General features: G+C 35.0%; 11 protein-coding genes and 1 tRNA gene. 6 read left to right on the top strand and 6 right to left on the bottom strand.

The window, feature by feature from the left end:
• Positions 1-148 precede the first annotated feature (148 nt).
• The 4 genes from aroQ to WCG23_05650 all read left to right on the top strand — a co-directional run bounded on the left by aroQ (position 149) and on the right by WCG23_05650 (position 2,440).
• Positions 149-583: a type II 3-dehydroquinate dehydratase gene (gene aroQ, locus WCG23_05665; GenBank protein MEI8389354.1), complete on the top strand. Its 435-nt coding sequence runs from the start codon at positions 149-151 to the stop codon at positions 581-583.
• A gap of 6 nt (positions 584-589) precedes the next feature.
• A tRNA-Thr gene (locus WCG23_05660) sits at positions 590-662 on the top strand.
• Between the two features lie 59 nt (positions 663-721).
• Positions 722-2,185 carry a B12-binding domain-containing radical SAM protein gene (locus WCG23_05655; GenBank protein ID MEI8389353.1) on the top strand — a complete coding sequence of 488 codons (1,464 nt, stop codon included), beginning with the start codon at positions 722-724 and terminating at the stop codon, positions 2,183-2,185.
• Positions 2,186-2,218: 33 nt separating this feature from the next.
• Complete coding sequence (locus WCG23_05650) at positions 2,219-2,440, top strand: superinfection immunity protein (GenBank protein ID MEI8389352.1); 222 nt, start codon at positions 2,219-2,221, stop codon at positions 2,438-2,440.
• A 249-nt stretch (positions 2,441-2,689) separates the two neighbouring features.
• Here the strand turns inward: WCG23_05650 and WCG23_05645 are convergent, their stop codons facing one another.
• The 6 genes from WCG23_05645 to ilvB all read right to left on the bottom strand — a co-directional run bounded on the left by WCG23_05645 (position 2,690) and on the right by ilvB (position 10,223).
• The gene (locus WCG23_05645) at positions 2,690-3,958 is read right to left on the bottom strand and encodes a homocysteine synthase (protein MEI8389351.1); all 1,269 of its coding nucleotides are present in this window, start codon (positions 3,956-3,958) and stop codon (positions 2,690-2,692) included.
• Positions 3,959-4,013: 55 nt separating this feature from the next.
• Positions 4,014-4,988: a deoxyhypusine synthase family protein gene (locus WCG23_05640; GenBank protein ID MEI8389350.1), complete on the bottom strand. Its 975-nt coding sequence runs from the start codon at positions 4,986-4,988 to the stop codon at positions 4,014-4,016.
• 175 nt (positions 4,989-5,163) lie between these two features.
• A complete protein-coding gene (locus WCG23_05635; GenBank protein ID MEI8389349.1) occupies positions 5,164-6,126 on the bottom strand; it encodes an HD-GYP domain-containing protein in 963 nt (320 codons plus the stop codon).
• Between the two features lie 156 nt (positions 6,127-6,282).
• A complete protein-coding gene (cimA, locus tag WCG23_05630) occupies positions 6,283-7,881 on the bottom strand; it encodes a citramalate synthase (GenBank protein ID MEI8389348.1) in 1,599 nt (532 codons plus the stop codon).
• Positions 7,882-7,898: 17 nt separating this feature from the next.
• Positions 7,899-8,405: an acetolactate synthase small subunit gene (ilvN, locus tag WCG23_05625; protein MEI8389347.1), complete on the bottom strand. Its 507-nt coding sequence runs from the start codon at positions 8,403-8,405 to the stop codon at positions 7,899-7,901.
• A gap of 36 nt (positions 8,406-8,441) precedes the next feature.
• Positions 8,442-10,223: a biosynthetic-type acetolactate synthase large subunit gene (gene ilvB, locus WCG23_05620; protein ID MEI8389346.1), complete on the bottom strand. Its 1,782-nt coding sequence runs from the start codon at positions 10,221-10,223 to the stop codon at positions 8,442-8,444.
• A gap of 320 nt (positions 10,224-10,543) precedes the next feature.
• Between ilvB and WCG23_05615 the strand changes: the two genes are divergently transcribed.
• The gene (locus WCG23_05615) at positions 10,544-11,221 is read left to right on the top strand and encodes a hypothetical protein (protein ID MEI8389345.1); all 678 of its coding nucleotides are present in this window, start codon (positions 10,544-10,546) and stop codon (positions 11,219-11,221) included.
• A gap of 108 nt (positions 11,222-11,329) precedes the next feature.
• Positions 11,330-11,671: a hypothetical protein gene (locus WCG23_05610; protein ID MEI8389344.1), complete on the top strand. Its 342-nt coding sequence runs from the start codon at positions 11,330-11,332 to the stop codon at positions 11,669-11,671.
• Positions 11,672-11,821: the final 150 nt, after the last annotated feature.

The raw sequence follows: 11,821 nt of genomic DNA, 5'->3' as shown, positions 1-11,821 counted from the left end.
GTAAACCTTGGTGATTCTTATTAAAATATAGTGGTAATCCAGATGATAATGTTCGGAATTGTTACAGTAAATCCCTTTAGGGCGTGGGTAAGAGGCTGTTCTTAAAAATTAAATAATTTCAGGTATAATAAATACAAGGAGAACTAAAATGAAAATTCTTGTTGTTCACGGTCCAAATTTAAACCTTTTAGGCGAAAGAGAGCCGGAAAAATACGGTAAAAGAACACTTGAAGCTATCAACGCTTCCATAAAAAAGCTTGCAGTTGAGCTGGGAACTGAAATTGAATTTTTTCAATCAAACTGTGAAGGACAATTAGTTTCCAAAATACAGGAAGCAAAACAAAACTTTGACGGAATTGTAATAAATCCTGCGGGTTATACCCATACAAGCATTGTTTTGAGAGATGCTATTCTGGCGGTAACAAAGCCATGTGTTGAAGTTCATCTGTCCAACATTTATACGCGAGAAGAATTCAGGCATCATTCTTTTATTGCGCCTGTGTGCGTAGGACAAATAACAGGTTTTGGCTTAGATAGCTATCTTTTAGGGCTTAAAGCACTTGTAAATCACTTAAAAGGCTAATTTTATGCCGGTATAGCTCAGGTGGTAGAGCATCTCATTCGTAATGAGGGGGTCGCAGGTTCGAATCCTGTTACCGGCTTTTTAAGAATATAAACGTTTAACAGATAATTAATTTAAAAATATAGTTGGGTTTAAATAATGAAAATTTTAATGATATATCCCGAATGTCCGGGTTCCTTTTGGAGTTTTACTCATATAATAAAATTATTCGGGAAAAAGGCATATTTGCCGCCTCTCGGGTTGATGACCGTCTCGGCTCTATTACCTCAGGAGTTTGAAAAAAGACTTGTTGATATGAACACAACAAAATTAACCGATGAAGATATTTTATGGGCAGATTTTGCTTTCATAAGCGGAATGATTGTCCAAAAAGGCACTTCTATTGCCGTTATAAAAAGATGTAAAGACCTCGGAGTCAAAACAATAGCAGGCGGCCCTTTATTTACTTCTCTGCATGAGCAGTTTGACGATGTCGACCACTTTATCCTTAACGAAGGAGAAGTTACCATACCGATGTTTTTAGAAGACCTTGAAAAAGGTGAACTGAAAAGAATTTACACTTCACAAATTAAACCTGACATTAAAAACACTCCAAAACCCGATTTAAGCTTAATAAACCCTTCTGATTATTACATAATGCCGCTGCAATTCTCCAGAGGTTGTCCTTTTGACTGTGATTTTTGCGATATAGTAAACCTTAACGGAAGAATACCGCGAAATAAAAGTCCTGAACAAATATTGAACGAGCTTCAGGCAATACATGATTCCGGTTTCCGCGGAAGTATTTTCTTCGTGGATGATAATTTTTTGGGTGATAAAAATAAAACAAAAGAGTTGCTTAAAGAAATAATAGAGTGGAGAAAGAAAGTTGACTTTAAACAGTCATTCTTTACGGAAATCTCTATAAATGCCTCTGATGATGATGAATTGTTAAAATTAATGAGCGAAGCAGGGTTCTTTCTTGTCTTTATAGGAATAGAAACTCCTTCGACAGCAAGCTTGCAGGAATGTAACAAGCTTCAAAACCAAAACCGTAATTTGGTTGATTCTATAAGGAAATTTTATAAGCATGGAATGGAAGTTACAGGCGGTTTTATAGTAGGTTTTGATACTGATGATGAGACTATATTTGAAAGCCAGTTTAATTTCATTCAAGAAGCCGGAGTTTCTAAAGCTATGATTGATTTACTTCAGGCTTTGCCCGGAACTAAGCTTTATAAAAGGCTAAAAGAAGAAGGAAGGTTGGTTAAAACTTCTTCTGGTATCAATCAGGATTCAACGATTAATTTTATTCCCAAACTGGACAAAGAAATCTTAGTTAAAGGGTATAACGATTTAGTTAAAAAAGCTTATTCTCCAAAATATTATTTTGAAAGAATAAACAACTTTTTAAAATATTATGAACCGGCTAGAGTAATTCCTTTAAACAAAAGAATTGTACCGTCATTTTACAAAATTCTCTTTATCATGAAGAATCTGGAAAAAGGTAAATTTTATGTGTTTAAACTCCTGATAGAAACTTTGTTAAAACGTCCAAAATGCTTTGTTGCCGCGTTAGATAATTCTGTTTTATACATTCATTTCAGCAAAGTATTCAGCTAAAATTTGTTTTTGCTCTGATGAAAGGAAAAGAAAATGATGCATAATTTCTATTTTTACAAAGAAATTACTAATCCTTTGATTTTGTTGTTATTACAGATAATAGGGATTTTGATTTATTTTATACCTTCTTTTGTTGCTGTATACAGAAAACATAATAATAAAAATCCAATCATAGTTTTAAATTTGTTTCTCGGGTGGACTTTTTTCGGTTGGGTAATCGCTCTTGTGTGGGCTTTAACTGACAATACAAAATAGAGTATTTTCTTTTTTGTCATGCTGAATGAAACGAAGCATCTGCCCATTTTGGGTTTTAAGCTTAAACACTTTTTCGGACGGATTCTTCGGGCTAAAGCCCTCAGAATGACATTAATCGTCATTGCGAGCATAGCGAAGCAATCTATAAAAAATAAAATAGATTGCCACGTCCAAAGCATTCGACGTGTAAATTTAATCGGCAAATGGATTGTCGCGTCATCTCTTCGAGTTTACTCGCAATGACAGTTATTAAGAAGCTTTTAAAGCTTGGTCAATGTCTGCAATAATATCATCCACATCTTCTATACCGATAGAAAGCCTGATGAAATCATCTGTAACACCTGTCGAAAGTTTTTCTTCTTCTGTAAGCTGCTGATGCGTTGTGCTTGCAGGATGAATCACCAGAGATTTTGCATCACCGATGTTTGCAAGGTGTGATAAAAGTTTTACATTGTCTATAAATTTGATACCCGAATATTTTCCGCCTTTTATTCCAAACCCTATTATTGCCCCCTGCCCTTTTGGCAGGTATTTTTGAGCAAGTTTGTAGTCAGGATGGTCTTCAAGCCCCGGATAATTTACCCAGCTTACCTGTTTATGGCTTTTTAGGAATTTTGCGACTTTAAGAGCATTTTCTGAATGTCTTTGCATTCTTATATGAAGCGTTTCCAGTCCCTGCAAAAGCATAAATGAGTTGAACGGACTGATTGCAGGACCCATATCTCTCAAAAGCTGTACCCTTGCTCTTATAATATAAGCTGCTTTTCCGAAATCTCTTGTATAAATTACACCGTGATAACTCGGGTCGGGTAAAGTTAAATCAGGGAAAGTGCTTGCGCCAAACCAATCAAAATTCCCTGAATCCACTATTAATCCGCCGATAGAAGTTCCGTGTCCGCCGATAAATTTAGTGGCGGAATGAACTATAATATCTGCTCCATATTCAAACGGTTTGAAAAGATAAGGAGTCGGAACCGTATTATCCACGATAAGAGGGACATGGTTTTTATGAGCAATCCTTGAAAGCTTTTCTATATCTACAATATTAAGTTTCGGGTTGCCTATAGTTTCTGTATAAACGAGTTTTGTGTTTTTTGTAATAGCCTTATCAAAGTCATCAGGATTATTTGAGTTAACAAAAATGGTCTTGATTCCCAATCTTGAGAGCGTATGTGCAAAAAGATTGTATGTTCCGCCATAAAGAGCGGAGGAAGAGACTATTTCATCTCCCGGTTTTGCAATATTTAAAATAGCAAGAGTAATTGCGGCTTGACCTGATGCGACAGCAAGAGCTCCAATGCCGCCTTCAAGCAAAGCAATTCTTTTTTCCAGAACGTCTGTTGTCGGATTCATTAATCTTGTATATATATTGCCGAATTTTTTAAGCCCGAATAAATCAGCAGCGTGCTGTGAATCATCAAAAGTGTATGAAGTAGTCTGATATATCGGAACAGCTCTTGAATGCGTTACGGGATCAGGTTCCTGACCGCCATGTAAAGCAATTGTATCAAATTTCATTATTATCTCCTTTTATGAGTTCCTCAAATACTATAAATCTAATATGTATATTTAATTATAAACCCAAAATATAAGCAAATATTAAAGGCGCAACGATAGTTGCATCAGATTCTATAACGAATTTTGGTGTGTCTTTGGCTAATTTGCCCCATGTGATTTTTTCATTGGGGATAGCTCCGCTGTAAGAACCGTAACTGGTTGTAGAATCGCTTATCTGACAAAAATAACCCCAGAGAGGCACATCTAAGCCTAAATCCTGATGAATCATAGGAACTACACAAATAGGGAAATCCCCTGCAATACCTCCACCTACTTGAAAAAATCCGATAGAATTGTTTTCAGAGGCTTCAACATACCATTTGTATAAGCTTATCATATACTCAATGCCGCTTTTTACCGTAAGAGGATTTTTGATATCTCCTTTTATGCAGTGAGATGTGTAAAAATTTCCTAAGGTCGAATCTTCCCAGCCTGGAACAAAAATAGGCAGTTTTTTTTCTAAAGCTGCTAAAAGCCAGCTGTTTTTTGGGTCGATCTGATAAAACTGCTCTAAATCAGGATCTTGTAAGACTTTAAATATAAATTCGTGCGGGAAATAGCGTTCCTGCTCTTTGTCAGCATTAAACCAGTATTTTTTCATGAATTTTTCAATTCTTCTCATTGCTTCTTCTTCAGGAATACAGGTGTCAGTAACCCTGTTAAAGTGGTTGTTTAAAAGATTTTCTTCATCTTCTGGGGTCAAGTCCCTATAATTTGGGATTCTTTTATAAAAATTATGCGCAATAAGATTAAACAAATCTTCTTCAAGGTTAGCTCCTGTGCAGCAAATAGCAGAAACTTTATCCTGTCTTATCATTTCCGCAAGGGAAATCCCCAACTCTGCCGTACTCATCGCACCTGCCAGAGTAACCAACATTTTTCCGTTGTTTTCAACGTGATTTTTGTATGCTTCTGCTGAATCTACAAGAGTAGCAGCGTTAAAATGCTTGAAATTTTCTTTCAAAAAGTTTGTAATCGAGGTTTTAGTCATTATTTTTCCTTTAAAGTGCCATTCTAAGGACTTTTGCTATGATAGTCAATCCGTAGAATAATATTAGACAGCTTCTTTCTGTGCTTTTACACTTGATGATAACAAAGACAGTCTATAATAACACTTTATATTATAGTATTTAAGTTATATTTTGCAATGACAATTCAATAGTTTTTTAGGGACCTAATTTTACATTTTTTACAACAGCTAAAAACGCAAATTTGTGGAATATTTCAGGGTTAAAAGACTTGGATTCTTCTGTAAGCATTATTCTGATGGCTTCATTGGAGAGAACAGAATTTCTATAAATTTTTTCAGAAATAAGAGCGTCAAAAACATCTGCTATCCCTATTATCTGACCAAATTCGGAAATTTCTTTACCTTTTAATTTGTTTGGATAACCGTCTCCGTTCCATTTTTCATGGTGTTCCAGTGCGCCTTTTGCAATAATTTCAGGGAGTTTCATCTCATTTATAATATAGTCATAACCAAGAACAGAATGATCTTTAATTAGTGTAAACTCTTCCTGTGTCAGCTTATCAGGTTTGTATAAAATCCTTTGAGGAATTTTGATTTTTCCTATATCATGCAAGAGTGCTGAAAATGTTAAATCTTTAACTTTGTTTTCGTGAAAACCCATTTCTCTGCCTATAATAGCGCTTATTACGGCTGTATTAATTGAATGCGAGTAGGTATAAAAATCATGGACTCTTAATTCGCCGATATTTGCAACTTTATCGCATTTTTCATAGACTTCATCACAAATAGACATTGTTGCATCCTGACAAACAGAAGCTTTTGGGGGTATGCCAGATTCTATGGCTTTTAATATTTCCTTGACATTATCAATAAGTTTTTCAACTTTTTCAACGTTTACTACAGTTTTGTATTCTGCTTTTTCCGAAATACTTTTAGGCTCGGGAGGATCTTGAATTGTAGGCTTTTCAATAACCATTACTGTCTTTTGGTCTATATAATCCTGTTCATCTCTCTTAAATATTTTTGCATGACTAAATCTCATCAATAATTCAGGTGTAAAATCAGTCCCTTTTTCGTAAATAGTATTACCGTTTTCGTCATACAAATCACAATCTAATTTTTGTAATCCTACCAGTTCAAGAGCTATAATACGTCTCATACTAAATTCCTTATTAATTTTATCTTATTGAATTTGTAACAGAAAATAATCGTCTAACCATGATTATAAAAGAAGTTTCTATATAAATCCAGTTTCATAATAAAATATTAATAATTAATACAAATCTAATAAAAAATACAAGAAAATGTCTTATCTTTAAGTTAACAAATGCATGTTTTCAGGAATTTCATTTTGCATTAAAAGCCCGTAATCTAAACTATCGACAATAGCCAGATAGGTTGCTTCCAAAATGTTTCTGCTAAGACCCACTGTATCCCATCTTTCGTATCCGTCGGAAGTTTCAACATGTACGCGGGTTTTAGCGCCTGTTCCGTCTGTTCCGTCAAGGATTCTGACTTTAAAATCCGTAAGCTTGAATTTTTCTATTTTCGGGTAAAAAGGTTTTAAAGCAAGTCTTACTGCGCTGTCCAGAGCATTCCCCGGACCTTCTCCCTCTGATACGGTATGCAAAATTTCGTTGCCTACTCTTATTTTTACAGAGGCTTCAGTGTTTAAAGGTCCGATTCCTCTGGTATCTGAAATAACCCTAAAGCCTTTAAGCTCAAAATACTGGGGTTTTATGCCAAGAATTCCTCTAACCATAAGCTCAAAAGAAGCATCTGCATCTTCAAATGTAAATCCTTGCCATTCGAGGTTTTTAATTTGTTCAAGAACTTTTTTCATCTCATCACTTGTCAAATCTTTTCCCAGATTTAGTTTGGAAATTTTTTCTTTGATTGAAGCAGTGCCAGCTTGATCGCTTATCAATATTTTTCTTAAGTTTCCGACATTTTCAGGATCTATGTGTTCATAAGTACTCGAATTTTTCATTACTCCGCTTGCATGTACGCCTGCTTTATGCGTAAATGCGCTTCTACCTACATACGGAGCGAAATCATTTGCTTTTTTATTGGCTATTTCGCTAATTTGTCTGGAAGTAGAAACCAGACCGATAATATTGTCACCGAGAATATCAAATCCTAATTTGAATTGAAGTGCAGGGATTATTGAGCATAGATTTGCATTTCCGCATCTTTCCCCGTAGCCGTTGAAAGTCCCTTGAACCTGTTTAACCCCTGATTGAACGGCAATTATGGAATTTGCAACAGCAGTATCGCTGTCATTATGCGCATGAATCCCTATTATTGCATCAGGAAGATGTTTTTCTACAGTTTCTGTAATTTCTCTCATTTCTACAGGAAGACAACCTCCATTTGTGTCACAGAGAATTATTCTCTCCGAACCTGCTCTGTATGCCGCTTCGATGGCTTTTAGTGCGTAATCGGAATTATTCTTAAATCCGTCATAAAAATGCTCTGCATCAAAGAAAACTCTTTTCCCTTTGCTCTTTAAATAAACAACACTGTCGTAAATCATATTTAAATTTTCTTCAAGCGTTGTGCAAAGAGCATGTTCAACATGGAAATCCCATGTTTTCCCGAATATAGTTATTATTTCTGTCCCTGAATCAATAAGCTGATTAAGTACAAAATCTGATTCAGCATTTCCGTTTGCTTTTCTGGTGCAGCCAAAGGCTGTAATTTTAGAATTTTTCAGTTTAAGCGTTTTTGCCGTTTCAAAGACTTCTATATCTTTCGGGTTTGCGCCAGGCCAGCCCGCTTCAATATAATCAACTCCTAATTCGTCAAGCAGGTGAATTATTTTCAGCTTGTCATTGACTGAAAAAGCTATGCCTTCAGCTTGACCGCCATCTCTTAAAGTTGTATCATATATTTCGATTTTATTTTGAAGCATTATAAGTTAATCCTTATTTAGCGTGAACTGTTGCTCAGGTTGTTAAATTGCATTTCTCTGGAGATTGCAACCTTGCCGGAACGAACAAGTTCTCTTATTCCGACTGCTCTTAAAAGCTCTATCATTGACCTTATTTTAATATCATCGCCCATTGCTTCTAATGTGTACGTTTTTGGGGTAGCATCAACGATTTTAGCGTCAAATATTTCTGCAATACGGAGAATTTCAGAGCGGTCGTCTTCTTTTGCGGCGACTTTTACGAGAATAAGTTCTCTTTCGATGCTGCCTTCGCCTGTTATATCCACAACTTTTATGGTGTTTATCAGTTTATTAAGCTGTTTGCCGATTTGCTCTATTACTCCGTCTTCTCCTGAAGTAACAATAGTAATCCTTGAATATTCTGCATCCTGCGTAGGCGCAACGGTTAAGCTCTCAATATTGTAGCCTCTTCCGCTGAAAAGCCCTACTATTCTGCTTAAAACTCCTGCTTCGTTCTGAACAAGAACTGAAAGTGTATGTTTCATTATGATTTATCCTTATTTGTTTTTATTATTTATTTACTAAATGCAGTTTTCGCACTCGCTTTTGGAACATTTTCTTTCACATTTGCAAAGAAGAACATTACTGATAGGATCACCTGCCAGTACCCAAGGGAATACAGCTTCCATTGCCTCGACTACAAAGTCTACAATAACCGGGCCTTCGGTATTTATTGCTTTCTGAATTGTGGCTTCAATGTCTTCTTCTCTTTCAACCCTGAATCCTGTTGCTCCGTAGGCTTCTGCGAGTTTAACGTAGTCAGGACCCGTCATTACTGTTTCCGAGTATTGTGCGTTAAATAACCTTTCCTGCCACTGTCTGACCATCCCTAAATATCCGTTATTTATGATAAATATTTTGACAGGAATGTTGTAATGTACACAAGTAGCAAGTTCTTGGATATTCATTTGAATACTTCCATCTCCTGCAATGTTTATAACAAGTTTATCCGGGAATGCAACCTGCGCACCCATTGCAGCAGGAAAACCAAATCCCATTGTCCCTAATCCGCCTGAAGATACGAACTTGCGAGGGGTATCGAATTGGTAAAGAAGTGCTGTCCACATTTGATGTTGACCAACTTCTGTTGCAATAATAGGGTCTTTAGCTTTTGTTTGTTCATATATTTTTTCAAATACTGTTGTCGGATTTATTTTATCCGAAATAACTGTCGGTTTAGCCTTTTTTTGTTTCCAATCATTTATTTGTTCAACCCAAAGAACTTTTTGAGCAGCTTTTTTCTGAATTTCTTCAGGATTTATGATATTAAGCATGTCTGAAATGATTCTTTTTGCATCTCCAACGATAGGAATGTCGACAGCCACGTTTTTACTGATTGAACACGGGTCTATATCGACATGAATAACCTTTGCATCGGTACAGAACTTGCTTACTTTTCCTGTAACCCTGTCGCTAAACCTTGCTCCTACTGCGAATAAAACATCACAGTTAGAAACAGCGTGATTTGCCCAGTAATTTCCGTGCATTCCGACCATCCCAAGAGATAAATCATCAGTTTGAGGGAATCCGCCTGTACCCATAAGAGTGTTAACAACTGGTATGTTCAATGTTTTAGCCAGTTTAATTAATTCTTCAGAAGCTTCTGAGGCAATAACGCCTCCCCCGCACATAATTACAGGTTTTTCAGCTTTATAAAGCAAATTCAGCGATTTGGCAATTTGAAGCGGATGTCCGTTATAGTTAGGGTTATAACCCGGAAGATGAACTTTTTCCGGATAACTAAAATGTGTTTTGTTGACGAGAATATCTTTAGGCATGTCAACTATTACAGGACCGGGCTTTCCGGTATTTGCAAGGTGAAAAGCTTCTTTAATAACTCTTGGAAGGTCTTTCACATCTTTCACAAGATAATTATGCTTGCAGCATGATCTTGTGATACCTACTATATCTGCTTCTTGAAAAGCGTCATTTCCTATTAACTCGGAAGATACCTGCCCTGTAAATACAACAAGCGGATATCCGTCATAATAAGCGTTTGCTATGCCTGTAATCGCATTACAAGCTCCCGGTCCTGACGTTACAATAGCAACACCTGCTCTTCCTGTAACTCTTGCATAACCTTCGGCAGCGTGAATTGCGCCCTGCTCATGTCTTACCAGATAGTGTTTAATTTCTTTACAACTGTAAAGTTCATTATATATATGTAGAATTACACCTCCAGGATAGCCAAAAATCTCTTTAACACCTTCTTCTTTGAGGCATTCAATAAATATTTGCGCTCCTGTAAGTGATTTAAGCTCTTTTTTTATTTCTTTAGGGTTAGTTGTGTTCATTTTAGACATTTATTTCTCCGTTTTGTATTCGTCTTTACTAAAATTTGTTTGCGGATTTATTAAAATGTAAATTTAATAGTATTTTAAATATTATATCTAAAGCAAAAATTAGTTCTAATATTATTTTAAAAGTTTATTAAAAATATATGAAAAATAACTGTAAAAAGTTGTTTTTATTAAAGCAGCCTACACCAAACAGAGGAATTTTATTAAGAATTGTTTTTTTATATTAAGAAATGTTAAAAATGTCCGATATCTAAATTATAACCTCGAAGCTTTAAAACTAATTATCTTAACAAGTCCTTAGATAAAACATAGGGGTATCTTTTATGATGTCAGAAACCTGGTCTCTTAAAAAATCAATGGAGTTGATTAAGCTTAAAACAGATAAATTAATTGATGGAAAAGAAGGCGGTTTTTTCCTTAAAGATGATGTTTGGGGAAAAGATACATTGATTTTAAGAAGCGGAATGTATCTAACGGAAGAAATAATCGGCAAACTTATGAATTTTGGTGTAAAAAAAGTAAATGTTGATTTTGATGATGTAATCGTTGAAGAGCCTGACAAAGAAGAACAACAGAAATTATTAAAGCACTTTACCGCTACTCAAAGCGTTTTAATAGTCGAAAAAAATCTTATAAATGCAAGCACTTTAGTCAGGCAGCTGGTTAGCAACGGTTTTAAAGAAGGGAATATATTTGTTACCAATAATCCCAATACTATAAACAGGTATTTTAGGGCGAAGCAGATTAATTTTCTTTTTATAGACGAAGAATTATATGAAATTTGTGAAAAATGTGTTGAAAAATATTCTTTGTTGAGAAATACACATACTTTTATAATAGTAAGCACATTGAATTTATCGGAAATTAAAAAGGTAAGGATTTCAAGAATTAAATTTTTACAGAAATACTGTAGTGAAGAAAAGTCAAATAATTTAATTTTAGAGGCACTAAACCAGAATTTTCTTGATTTTTGCGATGAAGAAAAAACTTTGATTTCATAAACTATTTACCTATTAATAGTGGATTAAAAAAAATGACCAACTTGTTAAACTAAAGTTATAACGAGAGAACTTCTAATTATTTTTAAAAACAATTTGAGGGAAAAGGTCATGGCGCAAACTTCCGGAACAGGTTCAATAAGCAGAAATAGTGTTAAATTCAGCAGAAATGAAAGATATGTTCCTCAACTTTTTGACAAAAAACAGCAAAATAATAATTCTTCTAATAACAAAAAAGAAGAGTCGACTAAAGAAGAGTTTCATAAATCAAATTTCGTTGACAGAAGCGCGCAGTTAAACGCAAGCCTTAATTCTCTTGCAATTTCCAATATGATTAATTTAAAAAGAATTGAAAAAAGCCAAAAATTAAAAATAAATGATTTTATAGATAAAAAATCAGAAATTAATTCAGATAACTTTAATCCTTTTGCAAAATTTGCGAAAAAAGATTAAATAACCGGAATTGCTAAATAGTCGAAATCCAAATGAATACTGGTATTGTCATTCTGAGGGCTAAAGCCCGAAGAATCTGTCCAGAAAAGTATTTGAGCTTAAAACCCAAAAAGGACAGATGTTTCGCTTTGCTCAACATGACAATAAGAA

The organism is bacterium (assembly GCA_037147175.1).
Classification (GTDB): Bacteria; Cyanobacteriota; Vampirovibrionia; order Gastranaerophilales; family UBA9971; genus UBA9971.
This window is presented reverse-complemented; position numbering and strand designations above follow the sequence as displayed.

What these genes read in the sequence shown, in the direction of transcription:
- aroQ (MEI8389354.1), top strand. Translation starts at nt 149, where the DNA reads ATGAAAATTCTTGTTGTTCACGGTCCAAATTTAAACCTTTTAGGCGAA.
- WCG23_05655 (MEI8389353.1), top strand. Translation starts at nt 722, where the DNA reads ATGAAAATTTTAATGATATATCCCGAATGTCCGGGTTCCTTTTGGAGT.
- WCG23_05650 (MEI8389352.1), top strand. Translation starts at nt 2,219, where the DNA reads ATGATGCATAATTTCTATTTTTACAAAGAAATTACTAATCCTTTGATT.
- WCG23_05610 (MEI8389344.1), top strand. Translation starts at nt 11,330, where the DNA reads ATGGCGCAAACTTCCGGAACAGGTTCAATAAGCAGAAATAGTGTTAAA.
- cimA (MEI8389348.1), bottom strand. Translation starts at nt 7,881, where the DNA reads ATGCTTCAAAATAAAATCGAAATATATGATACAACTTTAAGAGATGGC.
- ilvB (MEI8389346.1), bottom strand. Translation starts at nt 10,223, where the DNA reads ATGTCTAAAATGAACACAACTAACCCTAAAGAAATAAAAAAAGAGCTT.
- WCG23_05615 (MEI8389345.1), top strand. Translation starts at nt 10,544, where the DNA reads ATGATGTCAGAAACCTGGTCTCTTAAAAAATCAATGGAGTTGATTAAG.
- WCG23_05645 (MEI8389351.1), bottom strand. Translation starts at nt 3,958, where the DNA reads ATGAAATTTGATACAATTGCTTTACATGGCGGTCAGGAACCTGATCCC.
- ilvN (MEI8389347.1), bottom strand. Translation starts at nt 8,405, where the DNA reads ATGAAACATACACTTTCAGTTCTTGTTCAGAACGAAGCAGGAGTTTTA.
- WCG23_05635 (MEI8389349.1), bottom strand. Translation starts at nt 6,126, where the DNA reads ATGAGACGTATTATAGCTCTTGAACTGGTAGGATTACAAAAATTAGAT.
- WCG23_05640 (MEI8389350.1), bottom strand. Translation starts at nt 4,988, where the DNA reads ATGACTAAAACCTCGATTACAAACTTTTTGAAAGAAAATTTCAAGCAT.